The following is a 15123-nucleotide window of genomic DNA, read 5'->3' on the forward strand; positions in this document are numbered from 1 at the left end:
GGCGACGATAGTTGCCTACAGCGCATCAGCGCATCAGCGCATCAGCGCATCAGCGCATCAGCGCATCAGCGCATCAGCGCATCATACTGATTGTTTCCACGCAGCACACGCAGTATCAGACGTTGAGGTGGGCGAGAAAAGCTTGCCCGCCAGCTGGCTAGGTCAGAGAATCCACCGATCGAGGCATCAACGATGACGTCGCCGGCTGCCAACCCATTGGCTGCAGCGCGGCTACCAGGTTTGACTTTGTTGACCATCACTCCGCCGATTCCGGATTGACGGAGTGATTCTGGCAGGTCGATGAAGATAGCGCCGGCGAGTCGTGAATCCAGTGTTTCTCCAGCGACTGCGCGTGGCAATTCTTTGAGTGTGACACGTAGCTTGAGTGGCTTGCCACCACGGCGTATCTCCAGTGTCACTGCGCTGCCGACCGGCTGCAGTCCTTCGTAGTTGTGCAAAGTTTCGGCGTTGTCCACCCGTTGGTCATTGGCCGCCACGATCATATCGCCTGGTTGCAGCCCGGCTGCGGCACCAGCAGAGTTAGGTAACACGCGTGTCACCAATGCACCTTGTGGATGACTCAGACCTAAGCTTTGTGCCATTCGTGCATCAATGTTCTGTGTTTGCACGCCGATCGTCCCACGCACTACAACGCCTTTCGTCACCAATTGCTCGACGACGTTGCGTGCTAGATTCGAAGGAATCGCAAGGCCTAAGCCGATGTTACCGGCCATGCTGCCCTGCGGATTGAAACTGGCTGTGTTGATGCCAACCAACTGGCCATGAAGGTTCACCAACGCGCCGCCGGAGTTACCTGGGTTGATCGATGCGTCGGTCTGGATGAAGTTTTGGTAGCCGAGGCCGAGGATGCCACTGCGGCCTACTGCTGAGACGATGCCTGAGGTCACCGTCTGGGTAAAGCCGAATGGATTACCGATGGCTACCACGAAGTCGCCGACGCGTAACTTGTTGCTATCGGCTAATTTGATTTCGGTCAGTTTGTTGGCCCTGATCCGGATCAGAGCGATGTCGGTGTCTGCGTCAGAACCGAGGAACTCGGCTTTGAAACTGCGTCCGTCCGCTAATGTCACCTGCACCGCGTCGGCATTTTCGATCACGTGGTGATTGGTGAGTACGTAGCCATTCCGAGCGTCGATGATCACCCCTGATCCGAGCGACTCATTGATGCGTTCCTGTGGGATCTCTGGGAACAGCCGGCGTAGAATCGGATCGTCGAAGAATGAATTGCGTACCCGTACCACTTGCTTGCTGTTGATGCTGACGACCGCTGGCATCACTTGCTGCAGCATCGGTGCCAACGACGGCAGCGGCTGGTTGGCAACGGTGGTTTGAGGCACAGTGGCTGCTTGCGAGGATGATATTGGTGATATGCCATTGGCATTGGATGCCGCTTCGGCGCGGTTGTCCAGCCAGGCGTTGATCCCAGTGGCGGCAAAGCCACCAAATGCGGCAGCGAGAGAGAGCGTCAGTAAAGTGGGCAGCGGTCGCATTTTGAGCTTTTCAAGCGTGGTCACAGCGAAGGTGCAATAGGGGCACTTTCGGATAAATCAAGCTAGAAGAGAGTGTCGCCGCTATCTTTAACTCATAGTGAAAGCGTTTTTAGTGTTGTTGTCTGGTGAGTGACTCTGCATGGATGGGATAAGTGTGGGTATCGCTTCGCCGACCTCAGTGCTATCGCGTTTTATAGCTTAGGTGTAGCTAGGTGATGTGTCGTTACCTAATCTACAAGATACGTGACCCTGTCTCAGGATGCCGTGTGCCACATTGAGTGTTCTCTGTGGTGTTCGTGGCGATCATCTGACATTCCTGTGTTTTCGTGTTATTCCTCCACGTCCTATGCATCAGCTCTAACCGTGGAGCCGACGTAGTTTTTACATGGGGCATTTTGCATTACTGTCAGCTTAAGTTGAGAAGCCAGTTGCGGACTTCGCAAAGCAAGGCAGTATTCGTGTTAAGAGGGCGTTTTTTTGTGTGGTGAAGAGTGTTGCCAAAATCGAGGTCAGGGTGCTAACCCCCAAGCCGGTTAAGTCCGCGCGTCGCAAAGTCACTGGGTAAGTGGAGAAGACATTGAAGAAAGCAGCCACGTTTGCTCAAAATGTCCAGGTTGAAGTGACGGTCATTGCTCCCCAGGAAACCAGCAAAGAGACAGCCGGCCAAGCGGGTTGTGAAGTAAGGTGGCAGTGAAGAAAGCTTCGGGGAATCAGTCACTGGTTAAGGGGGGGCTGCCGTCGGGCTCGCGGTCCCAAAGAAGTAAAAATAACTCGATAGATTTTCCTTCTTCAGGATGGCAGAGGTGTCCTGTTATCGACGGGTTGCAGCGTTAATCTTTTCGCAAGATCGAGGTCAAGGTCGCGTTGATGTCTGTGTGCTTGAAACGATAGCCTCCTTCCAGTGCCCTCCCCGGTTTGACCCGTTGGCTGAGTAGGAGAACATCTGCTATCTCGCCGAAGCACAGGCGCAGCGCCAGAGGGGGTAACGTGAGCAGCGTTGGACGGTGCAAGGCTGCGCCGAGTGCCCGGACGAAGGTGGCATTGATGACAGGATGTGGTGCGGTGACATTGTAAGCACCAGGCTGGCCGTGCTCAATGAGCCAAGCGATCATGTTGATGACGTCTTCGCGATGGACCCAACTCATCCAATGTTGCCCGTTGCCAAAGCGTCCGCCAGCGCCGAGCCGGAAGGCCGGCAGCATGTGGCCCAATGCACCGCCGTCGCGCTCAAGTACGATGCCCATCCGTATCAGATTTACCTGCAGACCCAGAGCACTGATCCGTAGTGCCTCGTTTTCCCAGTCGTAGCATAGTTGTGCAGCGAAATCGTTTCCGGGTGGTGCAGATTCTTTCAGAGGAGTATCGCCTGATTCGCCGTAGTAGCCGATGGCCGAAGCGGAGATCAGCTGGCGCGGACGTTGTGCAACTGGAAGAGTGGCAATCCAGTCATGCAATCGGCGTGTGGTTTGGAGCCGCGACGCGCGGATCTCTTCCTTGATTTGTTTGTTCCAGCGTCCTTCTAACAAGGATTTTCCAGCCAGATTGATCACCACATCGATTGGTGTGACAACTTTCTCAAGATTGTTTACAAGCTCTACTTGAGGCAAGCGTGCAATATGTCGGGCGGGATCCCGACTCAGCACGGTAACCTGATGACCGGTCCCGGTGAACATGGTGCACAGCGGTGTGCCTATGAAACCAGTACCACCAGTGATGAGCAGATGCATAAACGAGAGTTTGTTCGGCAGAGAACCACAGTATGAGCCGGGGTGATGCAGGATTTAAAGTGCCTATCCGTGGCGGCGGTGCCGCAGTGTTACTTCGAGTGCGTCGATGTTTGCCGATTCTTGGATAGATATGGTGCTTCGGCACACCAGACGCGGAGTAATGCGTAGGTTGTTGCGCTCGCGATAGCATCTAAGGTCAACGAAGTATCCAATGCATAGGTGCAGAGCCATGCATGCTGACTAGGCGTGTTACTGCTAAGTGAGTTGCCAATTTGACCACGCATGATTTGCTATGTGCCAATCATATAGATGGTGGGTAATAGGCGGCATAAGTTTTTTAGCCGTTGCGACTTTTGCTTGTGTTATTTAGGTCGGTGGGTTTCACGCAAGGTCTCTGTCGACTTGATCAAATGGAGTTGGTCCATGTTTTATGTTGCCCCAACGCGTGGGTGCCCAACGGCGTGTATTCGCTGTGTTTACCTGGAGCGACTTGGCAAAGTTCCGCATGCAGATGATATCTGCCCGCGATACCTATGAGGGCAAACGTGGACTCAGTGTTTTTGTATCATGCGCTTGCATTTGAGGAGATTTTTTTCGGTTTTCCTGAGGGTTTACTGGAATGCAACGTACCCATGTTCAAGGAAAAGCAGCTTTTATCATCGTCTCAATGAAGCAGATGTGCTGGATACGTTTGATCTTGTCGTTAATAGCGTCAATCAAGATGCTTTTCTTATTGCCAGTGTGAGTAGATCAAGATCCCATAAAGATCAGGTTCTGGTCAGTAGATGAAAACCTCATTCAGTGGTTCAAGACGATCGTCGAGTACATGCTGTTTTCAGTCTCCAATAGCCGTGATGGTAATTCTGCATGTTGGTAAAACTTCTAGGGTGTGATTCCCTTACAGATTTCAAGATCACAATGTAGCTGATGGGCTTGGTTTGGATGCGTCGAATAGATCATTCGCTGCAATAGCTCCACGGCAACGTCGGCCTGCATCCTTTACGCTTTGAGGATCAGCGGCTATTCCAAACCGTCTTACTTGATTTGCTATGCAGTGGGCCATGTGCGATGAGAACGGATCGTGCTTTCCTGTGCGACAAGTCAGGCCGAAGAGCCAAGTCGAACCGGGTTGCTCACCGTTATGTTGTCAACTCAGTATTGTCAGCGTTGTACTCAGGCGCTTCGTTAGAAAAGTCCGAAATGGCGCTATGACGATTTCTTAGACAGAAGGCGTGTCCAGCAATGTTCGATTTCTTGGGTCACTGCTAGCGCATTGGATAAATGAGGTCCAAAAGTGCTGATCAGGTATCAGGACGATCCATGGAGAGATGGTGTGCACTTTTTAAGTTGTGTTGCTATGTGGTTGATGTTGGGGCTGCGTGCCGCAGTTCGTGCCGGAGAATCTTGCCGACATCGGTTTTGGGCAGTTTGGTGCGGAACTCGATGATGCGTGGCAACTTGTATCTGGTCAGGTTGGCAGAGGCATGCGCCTTCACTTCCTCAGCGGTCAGCATTGGATCCTTTTTAACAATCACCACCTTAACGACTTCTCCATACTTCTCGTCAGGCACTCCAAACGCAGCGACTTCATCGACACCTGGCATCATCGCGATCACTTCCTCGATTTCGTTCGGATAAACGTTGAAGCCTGATACAAGAATTATTTCTTTCTTGCGGTCGATGATGTAGAAGAATCCTTGTTCATCCATTTTGGCGATGTCCCCAGTATGCAGCCAGCCGTCTGCATCGAACACGTTTGAGGTTTCTTCTGGATGTTGCCAGTAGCCTTTCATCACTTGCGGACCTTTGATGCATAGCTCACCGATCTCACCTGTAGGTAATGGGGTGTCGGTATCATCCTTAATGCAGACATCGGTACTGGGAATTGGCAGACCGATTGAACCGTTATATTCCTTCAGATCCAGCGGATTGATGCATACGCCTGGTGAGGCCTCGGTGAGACCGTAAGCTTCAATCAGGGGAACATGAGTGACTTGCTTCCAGCGTTCGGCGACTGAGCGTTGCACTGCCATGCCGCCACCCAGAGCGATTTTCAAAGAAGAGAAATCAATTTCGGCAACTCCTGGTGTGTTAAGGAGTTTGTTGAATAGTGTGTTCACTCCGGTGATGGCAGTGAAGCGGACGCGTTTCAGCTCCTTGACGAATCCTGGTATATCACGTGGATTGGTGATCAGATGGTTGCAACCGCCGATCTTCATAAACAGCAGATTGTTCGCAGTCAGCGCGAAGATGTGATACAGCGGCAGTGCGGTGATGACCGTTTCGCAGCTCTCTTTGAGATTGTTGTTGAGCCAATGAGACGTCTGCTGCATATTCGCGACCATATTTCGGTGGGTCAGCATCGCGCCCTTGGCCGTACCAGTCGTGCCGCCGGTGTATTGTAGAAAGGCTAAGTCGTCGCTAGCGATGTGGATTGGAGGCATAGCATGCTTGCCTCCCCGTGCGAGTGCTTCACGGAAGCGGATTGAGCCAGGGAGTCGATATTCTGGCACCAATTTTTTGATGTGCTTGACGGCAAAATTGACCAATGACCTCTTGGGAAAGCCAAGCAGGTCGCCCAATCCAGTCGTGATGACTTGCTTGACGGAGGTGTCGGCGATGATGTGTTGCACAGTCGTACAGAAATTGTCGATGACTACCAGCACACTGGCGCCTGCGTCGACTAATTGGTGCTTGAGTTCGCGTGCGGTGTAGAGAGGGTTGACGTTGACAACAGTTAGCCCTGCGCGTAAGGCGCCGAAGGTCGCCACCGGGTATTGCAAACAGTTGAGCATCATCAGCGCGATTCGCTCGCCTTTTTTGAGCTTTAGCTCATTGAGCAAGTAGCTGGCGAATTGTTTTGTCAATAGATCGATTTCGCCGTAAGTGAGTGTCTTTCCGAAGTTGGTATAGGCGGGACAATCACGATACTTGATAACCGATGTGTTAAAGACATCAACGATGGTACGGAAAGCGTCAGCATCAATCTCTGTTGGAATGCCCGATGGATAGTGTTGTAACCAAGGACGTGTTTGACTCATTGATCCTCCAGAGAATCCTTAATGTCTGTTTGCACCATTGTGAGTGCGAGTGCTGATGGCGGCGGCAGGATACCTTTTTGTATTAATAAAAGTGAAGGGTATTGGATGTGTCATCCCAATCGTGATTGTGGTAGCGAGGTGTTGGTTGATGATAGCTATGTAGGTGACAGATCAAGATTGTAGATGGTTATGCCGGCCACGGTGGCAGGCGTCGGTAGATGGCACGGCGTGATATCAAATGGACTTAATTTATACGAATCACATGCATTTTTGATGTCATCAAGATGTGCATTTGCACGTGTGGTGGAAAGAAACGATTCATCGTCCAAGTGGTGCGTATCAGCATGATGCATGTTGAAAAATGCTTATCCGATATGCCTTCGGTGGATGCAAGTTTTTCCATAGATTAAATGCGAATTGAAAGCTTTGCGGAGTGCCCACATTTGCAGGACGGCATGAATGGGTATGTTGATGGGCGTGTCGTTTGCTATTCCATACAAAATTCGGTGAATGCGTTCAATCATTGTTTTTGTTGATACCGCGTTACGGATGCGGGAACTGCGATGCAAGAGATCTTTGGTATTCCAATGACATAGCGATATATCGACATGGAAAGAGAATATCTTTATTGATGCATATTGAAATATGCAGATGATCAATGTGTTACTGCAAAAAATCTATTCCGATGGAATTACATTTCCATATTGTATTTCAGATACATCAAGCACCCTTACCTAAATTGGTATTCCAAGTTTGGATGGCTGCTTATTGTTTGAGAAGGTAATGTAATGAAATTTTTGAAATAGCAACCAGAATGCATTTAAATAATCGTTAAGATTTAAAAAAATAAAAATCAAGAATGGTAAAAAATTTCAGGAGATAAGGTAGTAGATAATGTAATCATCAAGAGGAAGAAAACACTATCTACGTTGATGCTTCGTTCGAAATGGATTTTCATCTCGCCCATGTTGACTGACTTGATGATGAGTCTTTTTCTGCTCTAGGCAAGTATGGGTTCAGTCGATTTTTGACCTTCTTGGATTGCACTGTTCGACCGGAGGCGTTTTAAGGTACTGATACTCCACGTTGACGATGTTGACGCGATATCCCGTATTCCCACTGGTGTACCCAGGGTAGAAGGGTAGAGGATGTTGCCCGGTGACACGTGTGGTCGGTTGATATCTCCAAGGATTGGTTGGTACCAGAGCGATCGCCACCACCGCTTTGCCAGCATGTGCGAACTTCTTGCTTCAGAAAGGAGAACGCACATGCAGAGGTGGTAGCGTTGCTGGTAAAGCGCTGGTGCCTGGCTCAAGCGGGCTTGCGTGTGTTCAGCAGATGGCGTAGCACGTACTGGAGCAGTCCGCCGTGTTTGAAATAGTCCACTTCTTTGGGGGTGAGCAACAGCACCTTGACTTGAAACTGTTGGATGCGGCCATCGGAGTGCTTTGCGCTTACTGTAGCGTGCTTGCTGATCGCATTTTCCAAACCAGTGACATCGAACATTTCCGAGCCATCCAGACCCAGTGTCTGCGCGTTCTCGCCGTCGAGAAATTGCAGTGGCAGTATGCCCATGCCGACTAGATTGGAGCGGTGGATACGCTCGAAGCTCTCAGCGATCACTGCTTTGATGCCAAGAAGTTTGGTTCCCTTAGCCGCCCAGTCGCGTGAAGAGCCCGTGCCGTACTCCTTACCGGCGATGACCACCAGGGGCACACCGTCGGTTTTGTACTTCATGGCGGCGTCATAGATCGACAGTTTCTCGCGTTGCCCGCCGGCTTTGGGTTGGTACCATGTGTTCCCACCTTCTTCGCCGTTGAGCATGAGGTTTTTGAGACGGATGTTGGCGAAGGTGCCGCGTACCATGACATCGTCATTGCCACGGCGGCTGCCGTAGCTGTTGAAGTCCACAGGCTGTACGCCTTGTTCCTGCAGGAAGCGTCCGGCGGGGGAATCCTGTTTGATGTTGCCGGCTGGGGAGATGTGGTCGGTAGTGATCGAATCGGCGAACAAGCCAAGCACGCGCGCACCACGAACGTCCTCGACACGGCCTGTTTGCATCGTCATGTCGTCGAAGTAGGGCGGGTTTTTGATGTAGGTTGAGCGTGGGTCCCAGGCGTACAATTCACCATCCGGTGATGCGATTGTGTTCCAGCGGCTGTCCCCTTTGAACACGTCGGTGTAGTTCTTTTTGAACATGTCCGGGCCGATCGTGGTGGCGATCGCATCTCCAATCTGTTTGTTGCTTGGCCAAATGTCGCGCAGGTAAACCGGTTGTCCATCCTTGCCATGGCCCAATGGCTCGGAGGTGAGATCGATATTGACCGTGCCTGCGATGGCATAGGCCACGACCAGTGCTGGACTGGCCAGATAGTTCATTTTGACTTCCGGATGGATGCGGCCTTCGAAGTTGCGGTTTCCCGATAGTACCGAGGCGGCTACCAGGTCGCCGTGAGCGATGCCCGCACTTACTTCTTGCGGTAGCGGGCCGGAATTTCCGATACAAGTGGTGCAGCCGTAGCCAACCACGTAGAAGCCGAGTTTCTCCAGATCGCTGAGCAGGCCGGCCTGCTCCAGGTAGTCGGTGACGACGCGTGAACCGGGGCCAAGGGAGGTTTTGACCCAGGGTTGGCGATGGAGTCCCTTGGCAACGGCATTGCGTGCCAGAAGGCCAGCACCGAACATGACGGCCGGGTTGGAGGTGTTGGTGCAGGAAGTGATCGCTGCGATGACGACCGCGCCATCCTTGAGTTGCAGTGGCTGTCCGTTGAGCTTGATATCGGCTTGTCCCTTGATGCCTGGTTTGTTGTTAGCCGTGACGCTGTCACTTTCTTTGGCGGCGGTGCGGTGTGTGGTGAGTGCCCCAAGATGTTCGTGGTAGTTATTTTGCATGTCCTGCAGCAGCACACGGTCTTGGGGACGCTTGGGGCCGGCCAACGAGGGTTTGACTGCATCCATGTTGAGCTCCAGCGTGGTGCTGTAACAGGGATGCGGCGCGTTTGGGGTGTACCACAGCCCCTGTGCTTTTGCGTAGGCTTCAACCAGTGCGATCTGCGATTCGCTGCGCCCTGACAGGCGTAGGTAATTCAATGATTCTGTGTCGATCGGGAAGATACCGCAGGTGGCACCATATTCTGGCGCCATGTTGCCGATGGTGGCCCGATCGGCGAGTGGCAGATGCTCCAGACCATCGCCGTAGAACTCGACAAATTTGCCGACCACACCGAGCTTCCGCAGCATCTGGGTGATGGTCAGCACCAGATCGGTGGCAGTGGCACCCTCGGGGAGTTTGCCAGTGAGTTTGAAGCCGACTACTTGCGGTATCAACATCGAGGAAGGCTGACCCAGCATCGCGGCCTCGGCTTCGATACCACCGACGCCCCAACCGAGTACACCGATGCCGTTGATCATGGTGGTATGGCTATCGGTACCGAACACGGTGTCTGGATACGCCCAGGTGGCGCCGTCCTTCGTGGCGGTCATGACCACGCGTGCGAGGTGTTCCAAGTTGACTTGGTGGACGATCCCGGTATTTGGCGGGACGACCTTGAAGTTGTTGAATGCTTTCTGGCCCCAACGCAAGAAACCGTAACGTTCTTTGTTGCGCTGGAACTCGATGTTGCCGTTAAGGTCCAGTGCCTCTGGCTTGCCGAACACGTCGACTTGTACAGAGTGATCGATGACAAGTTCCGCGGGGATTTGCGGGTTGATCTGCTGCGGTTGACCACCGAGCTTGACGGCCGCATCGCGCATTGCTGCCAAGTCGACCACACAGGGAACACCAGTGAAGTCCTGCAACACCACACGAGCTGGCATGAATGCGATTTCAGTGTCTGGCTCGGCCTTTGGATTCCACTTGGCGACTGCTTCGATATGCGCAGTACTGACGGTGACGCCGTCATCCTCATGGCGGAGCAGATTCTCCAGCAAGATCTTCATCGAGTAAGGAAGGTGCGAGATGTCGCAGCGCTCACCTAGTTTGGCAAGGCTGTAGTAGTGGTAGGACTGGTTTCCGACGTGTAGTTGACTATGAGTGGAGAACGCATCGCGCATTGAGATGATTCCTTGCGTTTAGATGGCTTGCATTGGTAGCGCTGCTGAACGTTGCCGGCTTGCAGTGCCTCTGGATTGGTGTTGATTGGAGTTTGCAGTGCTTAGGTATACGTTAAGACTACACCTCAGCATGTGTCATTGATGTCACTGCGCAGGTCCGTGCCGACCTGTGACCGGGAATCTTGAGGTCTAGATGAGTTTTGGTATGTGAAAACAGGTATGTATAATCGCCGCATACTTGACGGGGTTCATCATCATGGAAGCGACTGTTGCCGAGCGTGGTCAAATTACTCTGCCTAAGCGAGTGCGCGATGCGCTTGGTTTGACCAAGGGCACGCTGTTGAAGGTCGAGTTGGACGGTGCCCGGATCATTCTGCGTAAGAGTGTGGATGATGCAATCGCGCGCGCGCGCGGCAGATTCGTGCTGGACGACTTCGGCTCCAGTGGCCAGACGGTGCATTGCAGCAGCACAGCCACGAAGACGGACAAGCGGTGAGGTGGTGATTGCGGTCGATTTCCCCGTCATGGTTGAATTGCTTGCTGACCGGTCGCAGGCCGATGCGGTTGAGGCTGCGTTGCGCCAAGGTTTGCTCGGTGGCCGGGTTGTGGTGTGCGATGTGGTACTGGCTGAGATCAGTGCTGTGTTGCGGGACGGCGCTGAGGTGCTGGGAGTGCTTGAGGAGATGGGGGTACACTTCCATCCATTAGAAGCTAAAGCAGCGTTGCGCGCCGGCGAGATGTACCGGCGCTATCGTCAGCGCGGTGCCAGCGGGCACGACATTAAAGATTTTCTGGTGGGCGCGCATGCGTTGTTGCAGTGCGACGGTCTGATGACTTGGAACGATACGTTTTATCGTGACTACTTCAAGGGTATGAAGCTGATCGTGCCACGCGCTTGAGCGTCTCCATCCACTGTTGTCCATCCTATATTCATGCGGAGAGTTGTCTATGTTGGAAGCCTATCGACACCACGTCGCTGAGCGCGCCGCGCTTGGCATTCCACCATTGCCACTGAGTGCGCAGCAGACGGCAGATGTCATCGAGCTGCTTAAAGTCCCACCGGCGGGTGAAGCAGATTTCCTCCTCGATCTCATCAGCCACCGTGTCCCGGGCGGGGTTGATGATGCTGCTAAAGTTAAAGCCTCTTACCTGGCGGCGGTTGCCTTTGGCACAGAAGTGACGCCGCTGTTCACGCCACAGCGCGCCACCGAATTATTGGGCACCATGCTGGGGGGATATAACATCCAACCGTTGCTTGACTTGCTCGATCATGCCGAATTGGGTCAGGTGGCGGCTGAAGGGTTGAAGCACACTTTACTGGTGTTCGATGCTTTCCATGATGTGCAGGAGAAGGCAGAGCAGGGCAACATCAATGCTCGCGCAGTCCTGGAAAGTTGGGCGGCGGCTGAGTGGTTCACGAGCAGGCCGGAAGTGCCGCAGCGCCTGACCGTCACCGTGTTCAAAGTCCCTGGTGAAACCAATACCGATGATTTGTCGCCGGCACCGGATGCGACCACCCGCCCGGATATCCCAATGCATGCGTTGGCGATGCTGAAGAACAAGCGCGAGGGAGCGCCGTTCGTGCCGGAAGAAGAGGGTAAACGTGGTCCGATTCAGGAGATGTTGTCGTTGAAGCAGAAGGGACATTTAGTGGCCTATGTCGGTGATGTCGTTGGCACGGGTTCCAGTCGGAAGTCGGCAACTAACTCGGTGCTGTGGTGGACTGGTGAGGACATTCCGTACATTCCGAACAAACGTTTCGGAGGCGTGTGCTTAGGCTCGAAGATCGCGCCGATCTTCTACAACACCATGGAAGATGCTGGTGCATTGCCGATCGAGCTGGATGTATCGAAGATGGAACATGGCGACGTGATCGAGTTATATCCCTACGAGGGGCAAGTGCTGAAGAACGGCGTAGTGATTGCTGAATTTGCGTTGAAATCGGAGGTGTTATTGGACGAGGTGCGTGCTGGTGGTCGTATCCCGCTGATCATTGGCCGTGGCCTGACCTCCAAGGCCCGTGAGGCGTTGCAGTTGGAACCGACCAGCCTGTTCCGCTTACCGGTCAATCCGCCGGAGACTGGCCGCGGTTTCTCGTTAGCGCAGAAGATGGTGGGCCGCGCCTGTGGCCTTCCCGAAGTGAATGGCAAGCAGCAGGGGATGCGTCCTGGCACATACTGCGAACCAAACATGACCTCGGTCGGTTCACAGGATACGACCGGCCCTATGACACGTGACGAGTTGAAAGATCTGGCGTGCCTGGGGTTCTCAGCTGATTTGGTGATGCAGTCCTTCTGTCACACCGCCGCCTATCCGAAGCCGGTCGATGTAAACACTCACCACACCTTGCCGGAATTCATCTCCACCCGCGGCGGCATCGCGCTGCGTCCTGGTGATGGCGTGATTCATAGCTGGCTCAATCGCATGCTGTTGCCTGATACCGTCGGTACTGGCGGTGATTCACATACACGTTTCCCGATTGGGCTCTCGTTTCCTGCTGGTTCTGGTCTGGTTGCTTTCGCGGCAGCCACCGGCGTGATGCCGCTGGATATGCCCGAATCAGTACTGGTGCGCTTCAAAGGGCAGATGCAACCGGGTGTGACGCTACGTGATCTGGTCAACGCGATTCCCTTATACGCCATCAAACAAGGCTTATTGACTGTGGCGAAACAGGGCAAGAAGAACATTTTCTCTGGGCGTATTCTCGAAATCGAAGGGTTGCCCAATTTGAAGGTGGAACAGGCCTTCGAATTGTCTGATGCCTCGGCAGAACGTTCGGCAGCGGGTTGCACCGTCCGTTTGAATAAGGAACCGATCATCGAGTATCTCAATAGCAATATCACGTTGCTCAAATGGATGATTGCCCAAGGTTATGCCGATGCGCGTTCCTTGGCGCGCCGCATGAAGAAGATGGAAGCATGGTTGGCTGATCCGCAATTGATCGAACCGGATACCGATGCTGAGTACGCCGCGATCATCGAGATCGACCTGGCTGAAATTCATGAGCCTATTGTGGCTTGCCCGAATGATCCGGACGATGTGAAAACCTTGTCCGATGTCGCAGGTGCGAACATTGACGAGGTCTTTATCGGCTCATGCATGACTAACATTGGTCACTTCCGGGCAGCGGCTAAACTGTTGGAAGGTCAGCGTGATATCCCAACCCGGCTGTGGGTTGCTCCACCCACCAAAATGGACGCCTCGGAGCTGACCAAGGAAGGCCACTACGGCACCTTTGGTAATGCTGGCGCGCGTATGGAGATGCCCGGGTGTTCACTGTGCATGGGCAATCAGGCGCAAGCGCGTGAGGGTGCCACTGTATTCTCGACCTCGACGCGTAACTTCCCGAATCGCTTGGGTCGGAATACCAATGTTTATCTCGGTTCTGCAGAATTGGCGGCGATCTGCTCACGCCTGGGCAAAATTCCGACCAAGGAAGAATACATGGCGGACATCGGTGTGATCGACACTAAGCGTGCGGAAATATACCGCTACATGAACTTCGATCAGATCCAAGATTATCGAGATGTGGACCAGACTGTGGCGGTGTGATCCTCAATTGTACGTTGTCATCTCAACCAGCCCGGAGCCTGTCATCTCCGGGCTGGTTGCGTGTTAGGCAAGTGCTGCACAAGCCTTACGACGCTCTTGTTATCCATCGTCATGGTTTGATGGACAGCGGCTCAGGTTTTTTTTCGGAGAGAGCAAATATCGATTGGTGTTGTGATCGAGGCAGCGCACATCGAATGCTTGCGATGTGTTGATTGTGAATTTTTCTGGTGTTTAGCGATGTTGACTGACTTAAGAATCTGCACGACTGAATAACGCAACTGACGACTTGTCTACCTGGTTGTTCTGGCGGGTGCTCACCAACATCTACTGCAACCTGGGATGCATCGGCTACGGCAGTGACTTCATGAAGAACACGATGCACGTGAATGCGATTGACCTCATTGAGTCAGTGCATGGTTGCAAGTCCTCAGCCTTATCGTGCACAAGTCGAGCAGTGCATGACACAAAAAAATGCAGGCGCACGTGTTCCTATTGTTGCCTCTATGCTCCCGCGTCAGCGCCTGCATTGAGTGTTTGTCTCTGCACCAGTGTGTTGGCGGCTATGTCATCGTGGGTATCACAAGACTTGCTCCTTGTAGGTCTGGGTCGGTATAGTCGCCCTCCTTACAGCGCAGCTGTGCTTGGTAAGGGCCGGGTAGCTCAGTTGGTAGAGCAGGGGACTGAAAATCCCCGTGTCGGGGGTTCGATTCCCTCCCCGGCCACCAATATCAAAAGGTCAACCGTGTGCTGTTGGCCTTTTTTCTTGCCCGATCGCGCCGATTCCCGCGTGTTGTTGGGGGGTGCTGCGTAAGCCTGCGGACTTCGGCAACCACCTTCTGTTGCGAGGTGGACGGTAGCCATGTGACCAACACATCCCCTACAGCACATACTCCAAAGAGCGCAACAGGCAGTACATTGGCCGCACCCCATCGACAAGACGCCACCATGTCACGCCTGAAAGCCGAAACCCTGTCCATTCGCACCTCCGTCGAGATCAAACACCTGTTGCGCTTGGCCGCAGCACATGAACGCCGCTCGGTCGCCTCCATCGTCGAAATCCTCGTACTGAAATACGCCCAGCAATACGACTTACACACCGCACCCCATCCATCCATGCCCCCGCCACAGCGACCGCTGCATCACGAGGCACTCCCCACTGACACCCGCATCCTCTGACACACGCAGCAGCCAAACGGCTACCACACCGCCTGCGCCTTGCTCCTCGCCCCTGAAGCCACC

The 15123-nt window shown here is 53.3% G+C and carries 8 protein-coding genes and 1 tRNA gene; 5 read left to right on the top strand and 4 right to left on the bottom strand.

The annotated features are described in order from the left end of the window. Positions 1-65 precede the first annotated feature (65 nt). The 4 genes from PLS229_RS01340 to acnA all read right to left on the bottom strand — a co-directional run bounded on the left by PLS229_RS01340 (position 66) and on the right by acnA (position 10332). Complete coding sequence (locus PLS229_RS01340; protein ID WP_038270822.1) at positions 66-1511, bottom strand: Do family serine endopeptidase; 1446 nt, start codon at positions 1509-1511, stop codon at positions 66-68. 830 nt (positions 1512-2341) lie between these two features. Beyond that, positions 2342-3238 (bottom strand): TIGR01777 family oxidoreductase, encoded by an 897-nt coding sequence (locus PLS229_RS01345; protein WP_038270821.1) that lies wholly within the window; start codon positions 3236-3238, stop codon positions 2342-2344. 1355 nt (positions 3239-4593) lie between these two features. Then, positions 4594-6279, bottom strand: a complete 1686-nt coding sequence (gene rpfB / locus PLS229_RS01350) for a fatty acyl-CoA ligase RpfB (RefSeq protein ID WP_038270820.1) — start codon at positions 6277-6279, stop codon at positions 4594-4596. Between the two features lie 1311 nt (positions 6280-7590). After that, entirely contained in the window at positions 7591-10332 is a 2742-nt protein-coding gene (gene acnA, locus PLS229_RS01355) for an aconitate hydratase AcnA (protein ID WP_038270818.1), read from the bottom strand. A gap of 256 nt (positions 10333-10588) precedes the next feature. On the opposite strand from acnA, the gene PLS229_RS01360 reads away from it, so the two are divergent. The 5 genes from PLS229_RS01360 to PLS229_RS01380 all read left to right on the top strand — a co-directional run bounded on the left by PLS229_RS01360 (position 10589) and on the right by PLS229_RS01380 (position 15060). After that, on the top strand, positions 10589-10828 hold the full coding sequence (locus PLS229_RS01360) for an AbrB/MazE/SpoVT family DNA-binding domain-containing protein (RefSeq protein WP_038270817.1): 240 nt from the start codon (positions 10589-10591) through the stop codon (positions 10826-10828). 4 nt (positions 10829-10832) lie between these two features. Then, a complete protein-coding gene (locus PLS229_RS01365; RefSeq protein ID WP_038270867.1) occupies positions 10833-11231 on the top strand; it encodes a type II toxin-antitoxin system VapC family toxin in 399 nt (132 codons plus the stop codon). A 49-nt stretch (positions 11232-11280) separates the two neighbouring features. After that, the gene (gene acnB, locus PLS229_RS01370) at positions 11281-13884 is read left to right on the top strand and encodes a bifunctional aconitate hydratase 2/2-methylisocitrate dehydratase (RefSeq protein WP_038270816.1); all 2604 of its coding nucleotides are present in this window, start codon (positions 11281-11283) and stop codon (positions 13882-13884) included. Positions 13885-14533: 649 nt separating this feature from the next. Further along, positions 14534-14609 (top strand) — tRNA-Phe (locus PLS229_RS01375). 220 nt (positions 14610-14829) lie between these two features. Beyond that, on the top strand, positions 14830-15060 hold the full coding sequence (locus tag PLS229_RS01380; RefSeq protein ID WP_069636204.1) for a hypothetical protein: 231 nt from the start codon (positions 14830-14832) through the stop codon (positions 15058-15060). Positions 15061-15123 lie beyond the last annotated feature (63 nt).

It is taken from the genome of Xylella taiwanensis, assembly GCF_013177435.1.
In the GTDB taxonomy this organism is placed as follows: Bacteria; Pseudomonadota; Gammaproteobacteria; order Xanthomonadales; family Xanthomonadaceae; genus Xylella; species Xylella taiwanensis.

Coding starts and splice junctions, on each gene's coding strand:
- PLS229_RS01340 (WP_038270822.1), bottom strand. CDS start 1,511: ATGCGACCGCTGCCCACTTTACTGACGCTCTCTCTCGCTGCCGCATTT.
- PLS229_RS01345 (WP_038270821.1), bottom strand. CDS start 3,238: ATGCATCTGCTCATCACTGGTGGTACTGGTTTCATAGGCACACCGCTG.
- rpfB (WP_038270820.1), bottom strand. CDS start 6,279: ATGAGTCAAACACGTCCTTGGTTACAACACTATCCATCGGGCATTCCA.
- acnA (WP_038270818.1), bottom strand. CDS start 10,332: ATGCGCGATGCGTTCTCCACTCATAGTCAACTACACGTCGGAAACCAG.
- PLS229_RS01360 (WP_038270817.1), top strand. CDS start 10,589: ATGGAAGCGACTGTTGCCGAGCGTGGTCAAATTACTCTGCCTAAGCGA.
- acnB (WP_038270816.1), top strand. CDS start 11,281: ATGTTGGAAGCCTATCGACACCACGTCGCTGAGCGCGCCGCGCTTGGC.
- PLS229_RS01380 (WP_069636204.1), top strand. CDS start 14,830: ATGTCACGCCTGAAAGCCGAAACCCTGTCCATTCGCACCTCCGTCGAG.